This window comes from Streptomyces sp. WAC00040 (genome assembly GCF_056835925.1).
Window position 1 is genome coordinate 2,236,224 of record NZ_JAKQZE010000001.1, and the last position, 15,949, is coordinate 2,252,172.

The 15,949-nt window shown below is 70.1% G+C and carries 17 protein-coding genes; 11 read left to right on the top strand and 6 right to left on the bottom strand.

Features of this window, described 5'->3' with window-relative positions; translation table 11 throughout:
• Window positions 1-2: 2 nt before the first annotated feature.
• Window positions 3-1,505 (bottom strand): FAD-dependent monooxygenase, encoded by a 1,503-nt coding sequence (locus tag MDN94_RS10220; RefSeq protein ID WP_482725548.1) that lies wholly within the window; start codon window positions 1,503-1,505, stop codon window positions 3-5.
• A gap of 153 nt (window positions 1,506-1,658) precedes the next feature.
• Here MDN94_RS10220 and MDN94_RS10225 point away from each other — a divergent pair, with 153 nt between their 5' ends.
• Window positions 1,659-2,279, top strand: a complete 621-nt coding sequence (locus MDN94_RS10225) for a TetR/AcrR family transcriptional regulator (RefSeq protein WP_482725549.1) — start codon at window positions 1,659-1,661, stop codon at window positions 2,277-2,279.
• A gap of 116 nt (window positions 2,280-2,395) precedes the next feature.
• Here MDN94_RS10225 and MDN94_RS10230 read toward each other — a convergent pair whose 3' ends face one another.
• The 3 genes from MDN94_RS10230 to MDN94_RS10240 form a co-directional block, all read right to left on the bottom strand.
• Complete coding sequence (locus MDN94_RS10230; protein ID WP_482725550.1) at window positions 2,396-3,121, bottom strand: Mut7-C RNAse domain-containing protein; 726 nt, start codon at window positions 3,119-3,121, stop codon at window positions 2,396-2,398.
• Window positions 3,122-3,208: 87 nt separating this feature from the next.
• A complete protein-coding gene (locus tag MDN94_RS10235) occupies window positions 3,209-3,751 on the bottom strand; it encodes a GNAT family N-acetyltransferase (RefSeq protein ID WP_482725551.1) in 543 nt (180 codons plus the stop codon).
• 45 nt (window positions 3,752-3,796) lie between these two features.
• Entirely contained in the window at window positions 3,797-4,648 is an 852-nt protein-coding gene (locus MDN94_RS10240; RefSeq protein ID WP_482725552.1) for a DUF6597 domain-containing transcriptional factor, read from the bottom strand.
• A 96-nt stretch (window positions 4,649-4,744) separates the two neighbouring features.
• Between MDN94_RS10240 and MDN94_RS10245 the strand changes: the two genes are divergently transcribed.
• Entirely contained in the window at window positions 4,745-5,326 is a 582-nt protein-coding gene (locus MDN94_RS10245; RefSeq protein WP_482725553.1) for a TIGR03086 family metal-binding protein, read from the top strand.
• A 471-nt stretch (window positions 5,327-5,797) separates the two neighbouring features.
• Complete coding sequence (locus MDN94_RS10250; protein ID WP_482727047.1) at window positions 5,798-6,376, top strand: DM13 domain-containing protein; 579 nt, start codon at window positions 5,798-5,800, stop codon at window positions 6,374-6,376.
• Between the two features lie 147 nt (window positions 6,377-6,523).
• Here MDN94_RS10250 and MDN94_RS10255 read toward each other — a convergent pair whose 3' ends face one another.
• Window positions 6,524-7,078, bottom strand: a complete 555-nt coding sequence (locus MDN94_RS10255; RefSeq protein ID WP_482725554.1) for a hypothetical protein — start codon at window positions 7,076-7,078, stop codon at window positions 6,524-6,526.
• A 116-nt stretch (window positions 7,079-7,194) separates the two neighbouring features.
• Here MDN94_RS10255 and hemL point away from each other — a divergent pair, with 116 nt between their 5' ends.
• The 8 genes from hemL to MDN94_RS10295 all read left to right on the top strand — a co-directional run bounded on the left by hemL (window position 7,195) and on the right by MDN94_RS10295 (window position 15,452).
• Window positions 7,195-8,511 (top strand): glutamate-1-semialdehyde 2,1-aminomutase, encoded by a 1,317-nt coding sequence (gene hemL, locus MDN94_RS10260; protein ID WP_482725555.1) that lies wholly within the window; start codon window positions 7,195-7,197, stop codon window positions 8,509-8,511.
• A gap of 146 nt (window positions 8,512-8,657) precedes the next feature.
• Entirely contained in the window at window positions 8,658-9,305 is a 648-nt protein-coding gene (locus tag MDN94_RS10265) for a histidine phosphatase family protein (protein ID WP_482727048.1), read from the top strand.
• Between the two features lie 149 nt (window positions 9,306-9,454).
• Entirely contained in the window at window positions 9,455-10,702 is a 1,248-nt protein-coding gene (locus MDN94_RS10270; RefSeq protein WP_482725556.1) for a polysaccharide deacetylase family protein, read from the top strand.
• A gap of 68 nt (window positions 10,703-10,770) precedes the next feature.
• On the top strand, window positions 10,771-11,370 hold the full coding sequence (locus MDN94_RS10275) for a TlpA family protein disulfide reductase (protein ID WP_441265655.1): 600 nt from the start codon (window positions 10,771-10,773) through the stop codon (window positions 11,368-11,370).
• Window positions 11,371-11,401: 31 nt separating this feature from the next.
• Window positions 11,402-12,139 (top strand): cytochrome c biogenesis CcdA family protein, encoded by a 738-nt coding sequence (locus tag MDN94_RS10280; RefSeq protein WP_482727049.1) that lies wholly within the window; start codon window positions 11,402-11,404, stop codon window positions 12,137-12,139.
• Window positions 12,140-12,143: 4 nt separating this feature from the next.
• Complete coding sequence (gene resB, locus MDN94_RS10285; protein ID WP_482725557.1) at window positions 12,144-13,817, top strand: cytochrome c biogenesis protein ResB; 1,674 nt, start codon at window positions 12,144-12,146, stop codon at window positions 13,815-13,817.
• A complete protein-coding gene (ccsB, locus tag MDN94_RS10290; protein ID WP_482725558.1) occupies window positions 13,814-14,899 on the top strand; it encodes a c-type cytochrome biogenesis protein CcsB in 1,086 nt (361 codons plus the stop codon). The genes resB and ccsB overlap by 4 nt, the downstream gene beginning before the upstream one ends.
• A 37-nt stretch (window positions 14,900-14,936) precedes the next feature.
• Window positions 14,937-15,452 (top strand): SRPBCC domain-containing protein, encoded by a 516-nt coding sequence (locus MDN94_RS10295; RefSeq protein WP_482725559.1) that lies wholly within the window; start codon window positions 14,937-14,939, stop codon window positions 15,450-15,452.
• 8 nt (window positions 15,453-15,460) lie between these two features.
• Here MDN94_RS10295 and MDN94_RS10300 read toward each other — a convergent pair whose 3' ends face one another.
• Window positions 15,461-15,910, bottom strand: a complete 450-nt coding sequence (locus tag MDN94_RS10300) for a nucleoside deaminase (RefSeq protein ID WP_482725560.1) — start codon at window positions 15,908-15,910, stop codon at window positions 15,461-15,463.
• Window positions 15,911-15,949 lie beyond the last annotated feature (39 nt).

Consider the following 15,949-nt stretch of genomic DNA (forward strand, 5'->3'; position numbering starts at 1 on the left):
CGTCACCGCGGGGTGCCGGCTCCCGTCGCCCAGGCGATGTAGCCGTCGGGGCGGACGAGGAGCGCGGTGCGCCGGTCCGTCGCCCAGTGCGCCCGTATGACGCGGCCGGGGACGGGCGGGACGTCGGGCTCGCTGCCCTGAGGGCCCACCAGGACGAAGTCGCCCTCACGGAGCAGTTCGTAGAGCCGGCCCTCCGCGAGCTGCAGGTCGGGTGCGCGCCGCCCGGTCAGGCGGTGGGAGCCGCGAGGCGCGCCGTAGGAGATGCCGATGCCCGAGACCATGCCCATCGCCTTTGCGGCGGCGGGGCGGACGGCGCTCAGGAAGGCGGCGGCCAGTGAGCGTGCCGCGCGGTGGAGCGGGGTGCGGGCCATGGCGAGGCGCACGATGGCGCCGCTGCTGCGCAGCACCGCCGCGCCGACCGGATGGCGCTCCGACTCGTAGCTTTCGAGCAGGACTTCGGGGTCGGGGGCGCGGCCCAGGACGACGGAGGCGAGCTTCCAGGAGAGGTTCGCCGCGTCCTGGAGGCCGGTGTTCATGCCCTGACCGCCGGCGGGGGAGTGGACGTGCGCGGCGTCGCCGGCGAGGAAGACGCGGCCCTTGCGATAGGACGGCGCCTGGCGTTCGTCGCTGTGGAAGCGGGAGATCCAGCGGGCGTCGTGCATCCCGAAGTCGGTGCCGAGGGCGCGGCGGGCGATGTCGCGGACCTCGTCGAGGTCGACGGGTTCGTCGTCGGCCACCTGGCGGTCGCGGTTCCAGCCCATGACTCGGTACCAGCCGTCGCCGAAGGGGGCGATGAAGGCGAAGGCGTCCCCCACGCCGTTGACCGTGAGGAGGCCGGCGGGCTCTTCCGCGAGCTTCACGTCGGCGAGCACGATGGACCTGATCACCGAAACGCCGGGGAAGGGCAGGCCGATGGCTTCGCGCACGGCGCTGCGCACGCCGTCGGCACCGACCACATAACGCGCGCGAAGGGTCCGCGTGCCGGTCGCGTCCGTAGCCAGCGCGGTGACGGAGGAGTCGGAAAGCTCCAGGCCCGTGAGCTCGGTCCCGTACCGGAAGTCGACGCCGGCGGCCAAGGCGCGGCGCTCCAAGAGCTTCTCCACCTCGTACTGCGGGGTGATGAGGAGGAACGGGAAGCGGGAGGGCAGCCGGGACAGGTCGAGGGAGAGGTGCCGGAACAGTCTGAGGCCGGTGATCGGGGTGCCGTGGCGCACCAGTTCGTCGGCGAGACCGCGGGCGTCGAGCAACTCCAGCGTGCGTGCGTGCACGCCGAAGGCGCGGGTGATGTTGCTTCTCTCGTGGGAGCGGCGCTCGAGGAGTGTGACGCTGACGCCCGCGGCGGCCAGGTCGCCGGCGAGCAGCATCCCGGTGGGGCCTGCCCCTACGACCAGCACATCGGTGTCGAACCCGGAGTCCGGGCCGACAGGAGTGGGGTCGGTGGCCGGAGTGGTCTTTGGCGAGGTGCGGTGAACGTTCGTGCTTCCGGTGCTGGGCCTGCCGGTCATGGCTGCCTCCTGATCCGGGCGCCGAAGGGCTGCGCCGATGGTCAACGCTTGCGGTCAACGCTTGTGGGCCAACATCTGTTGGTCAACGCTTGTTGGCAACTTTAGAGAGCCCGGCACTGGCTTGTCAACACTTGTTGGCCTACATTTGTTGGCATGACGATGGAAGCACCCGGCGCACCCCGCCGGTCGGACGTGACCAGGGCCGCGATCCTCGGAGCCGCCCGCGAGCGCTTCGCCGCCGACGGGTACGAGCGGGCGACGATCCGCGCTATCGCCCGTGACGCGGGGATCGACCCGTCGATGGTGATGCGCTACTACGGCAACAAGGAAGGGCTCTTCGCGGTCGCCTCCGAGTTCGACCTGCGCCTGCCCGAACTGGGCGCGCTCCCGGCCCGGCATGCGGGAGCGGTTCTCGTCACGCACTTTCTCGACCGCTGGGAGCAGGACGAGGTCCTGACGGCGCTGCTGCGCGCGGCCGTCACGAACGAGGCGGCCGCGGAGCGGACCCGCGCGATCTTCCGCGAACAGCTGGGCCCGGTCGCCGTCGCTCTGTGCCCCGATCCCGCGGAGGCTCCCCGACGCGCGGCGCTCATCGCTTCCCAGATACTCGGCATGGCGATGGCCCGGTACGTGCTGCGGTTCCCACCCGCCGTGGACATGAGCCGCGACGAGGTCGTCAGCTGGCTGGCCCCGACCGTGCAGCGCTATCTCACGGAGCCGTACGCCGAGGTGAGGCCGTCGGAGCGGTCGGCAGCGGAACCGAGGCCGTCCTGACGGTCGCGAGTGGGCGCGGCGTCATTGTCGGGCGCGGGCCGGGAACAGGGCCGGTGGCGCGGGCGACGCAGGGGCGGCCCTGAGGCCCGCCGGTCCTGCTCCGAAGCCTGCCGGGCCTACGCGCCCGAGGTGCGCAGGGCGTCGGTGACGATCGCCTCGAGGCGGGCGTGGTGCGCGCCGCGCCAGTACACCCGGCCGCAGGCCGTGCACTGGGCGAACACGTCGTACGAACGCTGTGTGCCGTGCTGAAGCTGTTCCTGGACGGAGTCCTTGTCGGCCTCCTTCAGGGGGCCGTTGCAGGCCGTGCAGCGCGTCCACGGCGCGAGCGCGGGGGCGAAACGCTGGAGCACGTCCCGCAGTTGATCGTCGGGCCGGTCGCTGTACACATACGCCCCGGCCCAGATCTCGCGGCGGCGCAGCAGGCCCCGGTCGCGTGAGAGCAGCACCCGCCGCTCCTTGGCGGAGAGCGTGGCGAGGGCCGGGTCGCCGATGTCCTCGTTCTCGTACGCCGCGTCGACGCCGAGCAGACGGAGCCGCCGGGCCAGCGTGCCGAGGTGGACGTCGAGGAGGAAGCGGAGCGGGGCGCCGGGCACGTGCTGCGGACGGTCCACGCCGTGCACCTCGACGTGCTCTCCCGCGCCCGGGATGTGCGAGGTGGGGACCTCGCGGCCGTCGACCGTCAGCCGGCCCGCCTCGGTGAGCGGCACGCCCAGGGACTCCACGACATGGCCGAGCGTCGAGGAGCCGTCGGTGGTCAGGGTCGTACGGCCCCGGCGGTAGTCCGACGGCACGAAAAGACGCAGCTCGGGGGCGACGTCGATGGTGATCTCCGGTCCGTTCACAGCGCCCAGCATGTCAAAGGCCGCGGTGGAGCGGCCAGCGCTTTCCCCTGCCGGCCCTCACCGGCCCGCGCACCGGCCGCGGCCGGCTCACCCGCCCGTCGGCCCCAGGTCGAGGCACCAGTCGTTGCTGCGCAGCAGATTGCCCGGCGGGTACTCGAAGTCGCACTCGCCGACGAGGGAGAAGCCCGCCTTCCTGCACACCGCGTTCGACGGGCCGTTGGAGACGGACGGGAAGGCGTGCAGGAACCGGTGCTTGCGCTCCGCTCGCGCCGCCTCGACGACCGCCAGTGTCCCCGCCGTCGCGATCCCGAGGCCCTGGAACGCGGGCAGCACACTCCAGCCCGTCTCGTAGACCTGCTCGTCCTCCCAGGTCTGCTCCCAGAAACCGACCGTGCCCGCGGCCTCGCCGCCGCGGCGCCCGCCGGTCTCCAGGACTATGCGGAACATCCGGCCGCGCCCGGTGCGGTCGGCGCTCAGGTCGACGTACCGCCGGTGGCGGTTGAGGAGCTGCTCCTCCGTCTCCGGGCCGCCGAGGTGGTCCATCAGCTCGGGGGCGTTCGCCGCGCGGAGCAGTTCGAGGTCGTCCTCGGACCAGGGCTCGATTCGTACCGGGATCGCTTTGCCGTCCATGTCCGCACTGTAGGGCCCGGGTACGACAGCGGCCCGGCCGTGCGGCTACCGCGCTGCCCTGGTGTACGCCGACGGGGGGACGCCGACGGTCGCCGTGAAGTCCCTTACGAGATGCGCCTGGTCGCTGTACCCCAGGTCGTCGGCGAGTGCGGCCCAGTCGACACCGCCGGCCGGTCCACCGGTCCGTTCGTCGGCCTGTTCGGCGCGCTCCAGTGCCTCATGGATGCGGTAGCGCAGGATGACCCACTTGGGCCCCACGCCCACCCAGCCGGCGAAGAGACGCTGCAGGGACCGGACCGACAGGCCCGCAGCGCCGGAGAGTTGGGACACGCGCCGCACGGAACGGTCGGTACGGACCAGTTCGACGAGCTCCATGGCGTGTTCCGCCCGCGGGTCCGGCCGCGGGTCGAGCCCGAGCAGGAAGGTGTCCAGCGCGGCCACCCGGGCGTCCTCGCCGTCCGGGTCCACGACGGCGTGCGCGGCGGTGCGCAGCGTCTCCTCGTCCCGGCCCGGCAGCAGTACGTCACCGAACGGCAGGCGTTGCCCCGTCCAGTCCGACACCGGTCGGTCCGGCGCGAACGGCCGGAAGCCGCCGGGCCGGAACTGCACCCCGCAGACCCGGCCCCGCCCGGCCAGCTTGTGTGTGAACAGCTCCAGCCCTATGCCGGCGACCTCGGCGAGGGCGGGCTCGTCGTCGTACCGCTGGAAGACCATGTTGACCGACGGATGGGGAACCACATGGGAGGCGTACGGTTCGGTCAGATCCCAGTCGATCAACCAGTAGTGCTCGAGATACGGGCGAAGGGCGGGCGCGGGCTCGCGCCGCCGGAAACGGACCCGCGCGAAGAGTTCACGAGCCTCCACGATGCCTCTCGTGTCGCGTCGCGGACCGGTCATTCTTCGATCCTAGGACCGCCAGGTGGCGTGTTCCTCCGAGCGGGGTGTCGCGTTTTTTCAATACGCGGCCATGGTGACGCTGCCTACCGTGACCCCATGACGAAACCCCTCAGTGAACTGCTGGCAGCGGCCGCGGAGCGCTCCGTTCCGGTGGTGTGCGGCATCACCGACGAACAGCTCGACCAGCCCACCCCGTGCGCCGAGTACGACGTGCGCGGTCTCGCGAACCACCTGTTCCAGGTCATGGTCAACTTCCAGGCGCTGGCGGCGAAGAAGGAAGCGGACTTCTCCGTGGCACCGGACTATGTCGGGCACGGCGACTGGCGTGCCGCCTTCGAGAGGGAGACCGCCGCACTGGTGAAGGCATGGGGGGAACCCGGCGCAGAGGAGGGCACGTCGGGAGCGATGGGGCTGCCGGCCGGCACCGTCGGCCGGATGGCCCTCGACGACCTCACCGTGCACGCCTGGGATCTCGCCCGCGCCACGGGGCAGGAGTACGAGCCCGACCCGGTCGTCGTCGCCGAAGCGCTCCGGTCCTGCGCCGAGCTCGCCCCCACCGGCCGCAAGATGGGCGCCTTCGGCGAGGAGTTCCCCCTGCCCGACAGCGGCGCCGGGGCGTCGGACCTCGACCGCCTGCTGGCCCTGACCGGCCGCGACCCGGAATGGCGGCGGCCGTAGCGGCTTCCTCCTCGACCTCCCCCGACACGCGCGGCCGGACGACCGGAAGTGACTGCCGTAGCGGCTCCCCCCGCGGGACCTCTCCGGACACGCTCGGCCGGCGGCGGGACGTCGGAGGCGACGTTCGGCCGGGGCCGGGCTGGATGACCGGAGGCCGGCCGGGTCGGGTCATGCGCCACACCGACTCCGATGCGCGGCGGCACGGCGGCGAACTCCCGTGGTCGGCTGGATGCCGATGATGCCGACCGGGTGAGCGCCCGCCCCGGGCACGCCTCCGCCATGTGGCGCGCTCGGGCCGCGGAAGAACGCGGGAACGGTGGAGCGGACGGACGACAGAAGGGCAGTGCCGCCGGCCGTCGGGCCGGTGCGTGCCGTGGCGTAAGGGAACCGTCATGACTTCCCGGCTCCATGGCGGTGCGGGATCTCGTTGAATGGGACCTGTAACAGCTGTTCTAGGAGGTGGGGATGGCAATGGGACGCATGCGCTCAGTACTCGCGAGGCCGGCCGGTATCGCCGTGGTGATCGTGGTCGTGATGGCGGCCGTCGTGGGGCTGTACTGGTTCCAGCCGTGGAAGCTCTGGCAGGACGAGACGGTGCAGGAGGCGTTGCCGGGGACGTCGGCCGATGCCGAGCCGCCGTCCGCCGCACCGAGCGGGCCCTCGGCGGCGCCCGCGTCGCCGTCGACTCCGCCCGGTCCGGCGAAGGTGGCGGCCGGTGAGCTGATCAGCCACGAGCACGAGACGTCCGGCTCCGTACGGCTGCTCCGGCTGCCCGACGGCTCCTACACCGTCCGGCTGGAGAACCTGGACACGAGCAACGGCCCCGACCTGTACGTCTGGTTGACCGACGCTCCGGTCAAGGCAGGCCGGGCCGGCTGGCACGTCTTCGACGACGGGGCCCACGTGAGCCTCGGCAAGCTGAAGGGGAACAAGGGCGACCAGAACTACGCCCTGCCCGCCGGCACCGACCCGGCCCGCTACAACAGCGTCACCATCTGGTGCGACCGGTTCGACGTGTCCTTCGGCGCGGCGGAACTCGGCCGCGTCTGACGCCGACCGGACAGGTCAAGGGCGGGGCACGCCAGGACAGGTCAGGGCAGTGAGCAGGCGGCCGGGCACGGTCAGGGCCAGGTCAGGAACCGCGGTCGGGGTCGGGGCGCGCTCGGACATCCGGCCGACCCCCGGCAAAACGCCCGTTCAGGGCCAGACGAGGCAATACGGCTGATGCCCTGCCTCGTGGAGTCGGTGGGAGAAGTCCTGCCATTCGTGGAGCAGTTGGTACACGTTGAACGCGTCCCTGGGCCCGCCCCGGTCGGGGACCGTCGACCATATGAACGCCGCCGCGCCCACCGACTCCTCGCCGATGCCACGCAGCGGGTCGACCACGGTCATCGGCAGCTTCACCACCGCGTAGTCGGGGTGCAGTACGACGAGCTCCAGCGGCGGCACCTTGTTCAGCGGCATGCCCTGGATGCCGGTGAGAACCATGGCCGCTATGGTCTCCGGCTTGATCTTCGTGAACATTCCGCCCATGCCGAGCTCGTCGCCGCCGAGCTCCTCGGGGCGCATCGAGATCGGCACCCGGGCCGCGGTGGCTCCGTCGGGCGCGCCGAAGTATTTGTAGGTCACCCCCACTCGGCCGCTCCTGCCTCCCACGGGCTCGTCGCCTTCGCCTCGCCGGTGCTTTCCGCGCCGGGCAGGCTCAGGACCCAGGTCGTCGGTCCCCTCGCCCAGTCCGCCACCGCGATGCATATCTCCACCCGACCACTCGCAGCCCCCGCCGCGCAACCCGATCATCGTGACAGTGACCTCCCCCACGAACGTGTGGTGAAACACCTGTCCGCAGATACGTCCGAGCCTCTGAGACCATGGATTCCGTGAGCTTTCCCTATGACGCCCCAGTTTCGCAGACGCTTTTCGACCGCGCGTCCCTCGTGACGCCCGGCGGCGTGAACTCTCCCGTCCGTGCCTTCCGTGCTGTGGGCGGTACGCCCCGGTTCATGGTGTCCGGTACCGGTCCGTACCTCACCGATGCCGACGGGCGCGAGTATGTCGACCTCGTGTGCTCGTGGGGGCCGATGATCCTCGGGCACTCCCACCCGGCCGTGATCGAGGCGGTGCAGGCCGCGGTCGCGCGCGGCACGTCGTTCGGCACGCCGGGGGAGGGAGAGGTCGCCCTCGCCGAGGAGATCGTGGCCCGTGTCGAGCCCGTCGAGCAGGTTCGGCTGGTTTCCAGCGGTACGGAAGCGACCATGTCGGCGATCCGGCTGGCCCGCGGCTTCACCGGCCGACCCAAGATCATCAAGTTCGCCGGCTGCTACCACGGGCACGTGGACGCCCTGCTGGCGGCCGCCGGTTCGGGAGTGGCGACGTTCGGCCTGCCCGACACGCCCGGTGTCACCGGCGCGCAGGCCGGTGACACCATCGTGCTGCCGTACAACGACCTCGAGGCCGTGCACACCGCGTTCCACGCCAACGCCGGCCAGATCGCCTGTGTGATCACCGAGGCGTCGCCCGGCAACATGGGTGTCGTCCCGCCGCAGCCCGGTTTCAACGAGGGTCTCAAGGCGGCGTGCGCGCAGAACGGCGCGCTCTACATCTCCGACGAGGTGATGACCGGTTTCCGCACCTCGAAGGCCGGCTGGTACGGCGTCGACGGTGTCGCGCCCGACCTGATGACCTTCGGCAAGGTCATGGGCGGCGGCTTCCCCGCCGCGGCGTTCGGCGGCCGCAAGGACGTCATGGCGCACCTCGCCCCGGCGGGCCCGGTCTACCAGGCGGGCACCCTGTCCGGTAACCCGGTCGCCACCGCCGCCGGTCTCGCGCAGCTGCGGCTCCTCGACGACGCCGCCTACGACAAGGTGAACGCGGTCTCCAAGGAGATCCGCGCCCTGGTGACGGAGGCACTGACCAAGGAGGGCGTCGCCCACCGGCTGCAGACGGCGTCCAACATGTTCTCCGTCTTCTTCACCCCGACCGAGGTCAGGGATTACGAGGACGCCAAGAAGCAGGAGGCGTTCCGCTTCAACGCCTTCTTCCACTCGATGCTCTCCCAGGGCGTCTACCTGCCGCCGTCCGCCTTCGAGTCCTGGTTCGTGTCGACGGCGCACGACGAGCGGGCGATCGAGCGGATCGCCGCGGCCCTGCCCGCCGCCGCCCGCGCCGCCGCGGAGGCCACGGCATGAGCGCCGGCAGCCACCGCCCCACGGGGGGCGCCGACTCCGGCGCCCTGACGCCCCGGGCCGGCGCCGTCGAGGCAGCGCTGGAGCGCGTCGCGGCGACGGACGGCGACGTCCGGCGCGAGGCCGGCGAGATCACCGTCGTGCACGTGATGCGCCACGGTGAAGTGCACAACCCCGACGGTGTCCTCTACGGCCGCCGCAGCGGCTACCACCTCTCCGAACTCGGGCGGCAGATGGCCGACCGGGTCGCCGAGCACCTCTCAGGCCGGGACATCACCCATGTCGTCGCCTCGCCGCTGGAGCGCGCCCAGGAGACGGCCACGCCCATCGCCAAGGGGCACGGCCTCGCTCTCGAGACGGACGAGCGGCTGATAGAGGCGGGCAACGTCTTCGAGGGCAAGACATTCGGCGTCGGCGACGGCGCGCTGCGCAAACCGGGCAACTGGCGGCACCTGACCAACCCGTTCCGCCCGTCGTGGGGCGAGCCGTACATGGACCAGGTCGTGCGGATGATGGCTGCGCTGGACGCGGCACGGGACGCGGCGCGCGGTCACGAGGCCGTGTGCGTCAGCCACCAGCTGCCCATCTGGACGTTGCGCAGCTTCGTGGAGCGCCGCCGGCTGTGGCACGACCCGCGGCGCCGGCAGTGCACACTCGCCTCGCTGACCACCTTCACGTACATGGGCGACCGGATCGTCTCCGTGGGATACACGGAACCGGCCCGCGATCTTGTGCCGCCTCATCTCCTCGCCGGCGCCAAGCCGGTGAAGGGGAAGAGCAAGGCATTCGGCGCATAGCCGGTCCCGTATTCGATCACCCGTATTCAAGAAAAATAAGCAGAGTTACCCGGAACCCGCGAGTTCCACAGCGCATCTCAGCTTGTGCCGGTTTGTTCGCCGGTTCGAGCAACTGCTCTCGTGACCAGGAGAGCGCGGATGGGGGCGATATGCGGGAGATCAGCCGAAGGGGATTGCTCGGAGCGGGACTTGGGGCCGCAGCGGCCATCGGGGTGGCGGGCTGCGGCTCCAACGGCTTCGGCGGCGGACGTACCGACCCGGCCGAGGGGGTCGGCCAGGGAAAGGGCAGCAGCAGCCCCTCCCCGTCGAAGAACCCCGTACGGCTGATCGGCGACGGCTCCACCGCCGACACGGGAAAGCAGCCGCACCAGCCGCCGAAGCCCGTCCCGCTGGAACCGGGCCAGACACCGCCGCAATTCGTGATCTTCTCCTGGGACGGCGCGGGCGAAGTCGGCAACGGCCTCTTCCCCCGTTTCCTGGAACTGGCCAGGGACCACGGCGCGGGAATGACCTTCTTCCTTTCCGGTATCTATCTGCTGCCCGAATCGAAGAAGTCGCTCTACCGGCCGCCCAACAACACCATCGGCGCGTCCGACATCGGTTATCTCACGGACGACCACATCAAGGACACCCTGAAGTGCATACGCCAGGCGTGGCTCGACGGCCATGAGATAGGCACCCACTTCAACGGGCATTTCTGCGGCGGCTCCGGTTCCGTCGGCAACTGGACCTCCGCGGACTGGCAGAGCGAGATCGACCAGGCTGTGAAGTTCGTCACCGAATGGCGGACCAACAGCGGCTGGCACGACATCGACCCGCTGCCCTTCGACTACCGCAAGGAACTCGTCGGCGGCCGCACCCCCTGCCTGCTCGGCCAGGACAATCTGCTGCCGACCGCCAAGCGGCTCGGCTGGCGCTACGACGCCAGTTCACCCGGCGGCCACCAGATGTGGCCCGGGAAGAAGCTGGGCCTCTGGGACCTGCCGCTCCAGTCCGTCCCGTTCCCCGGCCACACCTTCGAAGTCCTGTCGATGGACTACAACATGCTGGCCAATCAGTCGAAGAACTCGACCAACGGCATGCCCTCCCGCTATCCGGGCTGGAAGAAGCAGGCGCGGGACGCCTATCTCGCCGGATTCCAGCGGGCCTACGAGACCAATCGCGCACCCTTCTTCATAGGCAACCACTTCGAACAGTGGAACGGCGGCATCTACATGGACGCCGTGGAGGAAGCACTCAAAGGCATGGCAGGCAAGAAGGACGTACGGCTGGTGTCCTTCCGGCAGTTCTGCGACTGGCTCGATGTGCAGGATCCGCAGGTGCTCGCCAAGCTGCGTACGCTCGGGACCGGTCAGGCGCCGGCGGGCGGCTGGAACGCATTCTTTAAGGCCGCTTGACAACGGCCCTAAACGGGCACGCAGGGGGGTGCGGAAGATCCCCGCCAGGCCCATGCGAAACTTTTCACATGAGCCTTAGCCGTGCCCCCCGCGCCGCCCTGCTGACCGCCCTGGTCGCCGCAGGTGCGCTCACCCTGTCGGCCTGCGGCGACGGTGGGAAGTCCGGAGGCGGCGGTGACACGAACTTCGTCACCGGAACCGGTGGCATCGACACGGTCGCCAAGGGCGAGCGCCGGGCCCCCAAGAAGCTCGCGGGCGAGACCCTCGACGGCGGGCGCCTCGACATCGCCGACCTCAAGGGCAAGATCGTCGTGATGAACGTCTGGGGATCGTGGTGCGCCCCCTGCCGTTCCGAGGCGCCCTACTTCGCGAAGGTCGCCAAGGAGACCGAGGCGGACGGAGTCGAGTTCGTCGGGATCAACACCCGCGACCCGCAGAAGGGCCCCGCCCTCGCCTTCGAGAAGGATTACGGCGTCGGATATCCGAGCCTCTACGACCCGATCGGGAAGCTGATCGTCAACGGTTTCCCCAAGGGCAGCCTCAACCCGCAGGCCATTCCATCCACGATCGTCCTCGACCGGGAAGGGAAGATCGCGGCGCGCTCGCTCAAGGCGCTCGACGACGAGGAACTCCGCAAGATGATCGACCCGTTGATCGCGGAGAAGTGATCCTGTGGAAGTTCTGGCCGCAGCGTCCGGCATGAACGAGACGGTGTTCGGCGGCGCACTGCTCCTCGCGCTGCCCATCGCCGTGCTCGGCGGACTCGTCTCCTTCTTCTCGCCGTGCGTCCTGCCTCTGGTGCCCGGCTACCTCTCCTATGTGACCGGCGTCACCGGCACCGACCTGGCCGACGCCCGGCGCGGCCGGATGGTCGTCGGCGCGTCGCTGTTCGTCCTCGGGTTCACCGTCGTCTTCGTCTCAGGCGGCGCCTTCTTCGGCTACTTCGGCAACACCCTGCTGGGACACCGGGACGTGCTGTCCAAGGTCCTCGGCGTGCTGATGGTCCTGCTGGGCGTGTTCTTCATGGGGCTGATGCCCTGGCTCACCCAGCGCGAGTTCCGCTTCCACAAGAAGCCCGCGACCGGCCTGGTCGGCGCGCCGCTGCTCGGCGCGCTGTTCGGAGTGGGTTGGGCCCCGTGCATCGGCCCGACCCTCGCGTCGGTGCAGGCCCTCGCGCTCAACGAGGGAAGCGCGGGCCGCGGGGCCGTACTGTCTGTCGCGTACTGCCTCGGTCTCGGGCTGCCGTTCATCGTCGCCGCGGTCGCCTTCCGCAAGGCGCTCGGCGCCTTCGGCTGGATCAAGCGGCACTACACATGGGTGATGCGGATCGGTGGGGTCATGATGATCGCGACCGGTCTGCTGCTGCTCACAGGTGCATGGGACACCCTGGTGCGAGAGATGCAGGGATGGTCGAACGGCTTCACGGTGGGGATCTGAGTTCATGAGCAAGACCGAAGAGCGCGACCTCGGCGACGCCGGGGCGCAGCTGTCCACCGCCCCCGTGGAGAATCCGGCCGACCAGGCGATCGGCGGGCCCACGCTCTCCGTCATGGGCTGGGTCCGCTGGTTCTGGCGCCAGCTGACTTCCATGCGGGTCGCGCTGATCCTGCTGTTCATGCTGTCGCTCGGCGCCATCCCGGGATCCCTCGTCCCGCAGAACAGCGTGGACGAGCTCAAGGTGCAGGCGTTCAAGAAGCAGCACGACCTCCTGACGCCGGTCTACGAGAAGCTCCAGTTCTTCGACGTCTACAGCTCGGTGTGGTTCTCCGCGATCTACATCCTGCTGTTCGTCTCCCTCATCGGCTGCATCGTGCCGCGCAGCTGGCAGTTCGTCGGCCAGCTCCGCAGCCGGCCGCCGGGCGCGCCGAAGCGGCTCACCCGCCTGCCCGCGTACACCACCTGGCGCACAGGGACCGATCCGGAGCAGGTGCGCGAGGCGGCCCTGGCGATCCTCAAGAAGCGCCGCTTCCGTGCCGACGCGGCAGGCGACGCCGTCGCCGCGGAGAAGGGCTACCTGCGCGAGGCGGGCAACCTCGTCTTCCATGTGTCGCTGATCGTGATGCTGGTGGCCTTCGCCACGGGGACGCTGTTCAAGTCCGAGGGCGGGAAGCTGATCGTCGAGGGCGACGGCTTCTCCAACACGCTCATCCAGTACGACGACTTCAAGTCCGGGTCGCTGTTCGACACCGACGAACTCGTGCCGTTCAGCTTCAGCCTGGACAGCTTCACCGGGACGTACGCGAAGGACGGCCCGCAGCGGGGCACTCCGCGCACCTATGAGGCAGCCGTCACCTGGTCCAAGGGCGACGGTCCCGCGCGGAAGTCGGTCATCGAGGTCAACAAGCCGCTCGAGGTCGACGGCACCAAGGTCTATCTGCTGTCGCACGGCTATGCACCCGTCGTCACTGTCAGGGACGGCAAGGGCAAGGTCGTCTCCAGCGGCGCCGTGCCGCTGCTGCCGATCGACTCCAACGTCACGTCGACCGGCGCCATCAAGGTGATGGACGGCTACCGCGACAAGGACGGCAAGAAGGACCAGCTCGGCTTCCAGGCCTTCTTCGTGCCGACGTTCGCGGGCGCGGGACACGGCGACATGTTCTCCCAGTTCCCCGGGCTCGAGTACCCGGTGCTCGCGCTGACCGGCTACCACGGCAGCCTCGGCGTCGACGCCGGCCTGCCGCAGAACGTGTACCAGCTCGACACCCGCAAGATGGAGCAGTTCAAGGACGCGGACGGTGAGATCCTCAAGCAGCGTCTGCGGCCAGGCGAAACCATGAAGCTCCCCGACGGCGCCGGCTCCATCACCTTCGAGAACGAGGTGAAGGAGTGGGCGAGTTTCCAGATCTCTCAGCAGCCCGGCAACGGCTGGGCCCTGGCCGGCGCGATCGCCGCCATCACCGGTCTGATCGGCTCACTCTTCATCCAGCGCCGCCGCGTCTGGGTGCGCGCGGTTCGCAGCGCGGACGGTGTGACCGTGGTCGAGATGGCCGGCCTCGGCCGAGCTGAGTCCGCGAAGCTCCCCGAGGAGCTGGCGGAGCTGGCCGCGACCCTCCATGCACAGGCGCCGACCGCGCCTGAACCCGTAGAAGTTCCTGCCGAAGGGGCTGAGAAGTGACGCTCGCCGCCGCAACCAACGCGAACCTGGCGGAGATCAGCAACTATCTGATCTATTCGTCGATGGCCGTCTACACGCTGGCCTTCTTCGCGCACATCGCCGAGTGGACGCTCGGCAGCCGCAGCAAGGTGGCCCGTACGGCCGCCGCACTGACCTCCCCCGACCGGAAGACCCCGGCCGACGCCCCGAAGATCCAGGTCAAGGGCGGCGGCACCGCCGTTCTGGAGAAGCCCGAGGTCATCACCCGGACCGCGAGCGGCGCCCGTGACGTACCCGACGGCCCGGGCGCGCACGGCGGCACGGAGAGCGGTGACCTGTACGGCCGCATCGCCGTGTCCCTGACCACGCTCGCGTTCCTGATCCAGGCCGCAGGCGTCACCTCCCGCGCCCTGTCGGTGCAGCGGGCGCCGTGGGGCAACATGTACGAGTTCTCCACGACGTTCTCGACCGTTGTCGTGGGTGTGTACCTGGCGCTGCTGCTCGCCAAGAAGAACGTCCGCTGGGCCGGACTGCCGCTGGTCACCACGGTGCTGCTCGACCTGGGCATCGCCGTCACCTGGCTCTACACGGAGAGCGACCAGCTCGTCCCGGCCCTGGACTCGTACTGGCTGTGGATCCACGTCTCCACCGCGATCTTCTGCGGCGCGGTCTTCTACCTCGGCGCCGTGGGCACCGTGCTCTACCTGTTCCGCGACTCCTACGAGGCCAAGCTGGACCGCGGCGGCAAGCCCGGCCGCTTCGCCTCCTCGGTCCTGGAGCGGCTGCCCGCCGCCGCGTCGCTCGACAAGTTCTCCTACCGCGTGAACGCGGCCGTCTTCCCGCTGTGGACGTTCACGATCATCGCCGGCGCGATCTGGGCCGGCGACGCGTGGGGCCGCTACTGGGGCTGGGACGCCAAGGAGGTCTGGTCGTTCATCACCTGGGTCGCCTACGCCGCATATCTGCACGCCCGCGCGACGGCCGGCTGGAAGGGTCGCAAGGCCGCGTACCTGGCGCTGATCGCCTTCGCCTGCTGGCTGTTCAACTACTACGGCGTGAACATGTTCGTGAACAGCCTGCACTCGTACGCGGGCGTGGAGTGAGGTAGCGCCCGCGCCGCCGAGGGGTGACGCTGGAGGCATGAGTGACGTAATCCCCCACGGCACTGTCGAGACCCGGGACGACGGCACTCACCTGCTGCGGTACGAACTCCACCTGCCGCATCCGGTGATTTCGGTGTGGGCCGCCGTCGCCACGCCCGAAGGGCTGCCTAGCTGGCTGTGCGCCGCCGACGTACTCGAACCGAGAGTCGGCGGCGCGGTGCGGTTCCGCCGTCTCGACGCGGACGCCCAGGGCCGGCACACCGTCGCCGAAGGACGTGTCACCGCCTGGGACGTGGAGCGGGTCGCCGAGTACACCGTCTCCGTCCACGGCCGTATCCGCTTCCACCTCGAACCGCACCGAGAGGGCAGCACCGTGGTGCGCTTCACCAACGGACTGCGCTGCGACGACGACGTGCTGCCGGACTGCCTGGCCTGCTGGCACAACCACTTCGAACTGCTCGACGACGCCCTCGGCGGCAGGCCGACGACCGACTGGGCCCGCTGGACGCCGAAGCGCCGGCAGGAACTGCGGGACTCCTACGCCGCGGCGTAGCGGCGCCCTCAGTCGCCGATGTCCTCCTGCCAGAGACCGGGGCTCGCGGCGACGAAGTCACGCATCATCGTCCGGCACGACGGGTCGTCGAGGAGCACGATCTCCACGCCGTTCCCGGCCAGCCAGTCGTGGCCGCCGTGGAATGTCTCCGCCTCACCGATCACCACCCGCGAGATGCCGAACTGCCGCACCAGACCGCTGCAGTACCAGCACGGCGACAGGGTCGTCACCATCGTCGTGCCGCGGTAGGAACGCTGCCGCCCCGCGGCACGGAACGCCTCCGTCTCGGCGTGCGCCGACGGATCACCGTCCTGCACACGGCGGTTGCGGCCACGGCCGAGGATGGTGCCGTCCGCGCCGTAGAGCGCGGCCCCGATGGGGATGCCGCCCTCCGCGAGGCCGGCCCGGGCCTCCGCCAGGGCCGTCTCCAGCCATGTCCCGTACCTGTCCTGTGCCATGCGCTTCCTCTCCGCTCCGGGACCCATCGGACGCGCCTA

Bases quoted from the DNA above. Each gene is read 5' to 3' on its own strand.
- MDN94_RS10255 (WP_482725554.1), bottom strand. From the start codon at position 7,078: ATGCATCGCGGTGGCGGACTGGGCGAGGGGACCGACGACCTGGGTCCT.
- resB (WP_482725557.1), top strand. From the start codon at position 12,144: ATGAGCAAGACCGAAGAGCGCGACCTCGGCGACGCCGGGGCGCAGCTG.
- MDN94_RS10250 (WP_482727047.1), top strand. From the start codon at position 5,798: ATGGGACGCATGCGCTCAGTACTCGCGAGGCCGGCCGGTATCGCCGTG.
- MDN94_RS10240 (WP_482725552.1), bottom strand. From the start codon at position 4,648: ATGACCGGTCCGCGACGCGACACGAGAGGCATCGTGGAGGCTCGTGAA.
- MDN94_RS10275 (WP_441265655.1), top strand. From the start codon at position 10,771: ATGAGCCTTAGCCGTGCCCCCCGCGCCGCCCTGCTGACCGCCCTGGTC.
- MDN94_RS10220 (WP_482725548.1), bottom strand. From the start codon at position 1,505: ATGACCGGCAGGCCCAGCACCGGAAGCACGAACGTTCACCGCACCTCG.
- MDN94_RS10245 (WP_482725553.1), top strand. From the start codon at position 4,745: ATGACGAAACCCCTCAGTGAACTGCTGGCAGCGGCCGCGGAGCGCTCC.
- MDN94_RS10280 (WP_482727049.1), top strand. From the start codon at position 11,402: ATGAACGAGACGGTGTTCGGCGGCGCACTGCTCCTCGCGCTGCCCATC.
- MDN94_RS10265 (WP_482727048.1), top strand. From the start codon at position 8,658: ATGCGCCACGGTGAAGTGCACAACCCCGACGGTGTCCTCTACGGCCGC.
- MDN94_RS10295 (WP_482725559.1), top strand. From the start codon at position 14,937: ATGAGTGACGTAATCCCCCACGGCACTGTCGAGACCCGGGACGACGGC.
- MDN94_RS10225 (WP_482725549.1), top strand. From the start codon at position 1,659: ATGACGATGGAAGCACCCGGCGCACCCCGCCGGTCGGACGTGACCAGG.
- hemL (WP_482725555.1), top strand. From the start codon at position 7,195: ATGGATTCCGTGAGCTTTCCCTATGACGCCCCAGTTTCGCAGACGCTT.
- MDN94_RS10235 (WP_482725551.1), bottom strand. From the start codon at position 3,751: ATGGACGGCAAAGCGATCCCGGTACGAATCGAGCCCTGGTCCGAGGAC.
- MDN94_RS10270 (WP_482725556.1), top strand. From the start codon at position 9,455: ATGCGGGAGATCAGCCGAAGGGGATTGCTCGGAGCGGGACTTGGGGCC.
- MDN94_RS10300 (WP_482725560.1), bottom strand. From the start codon at position 15,910: ATGGCACAGGACAGGTACGGGACATGGCTGGAGACGGCCCTGGCGGAG.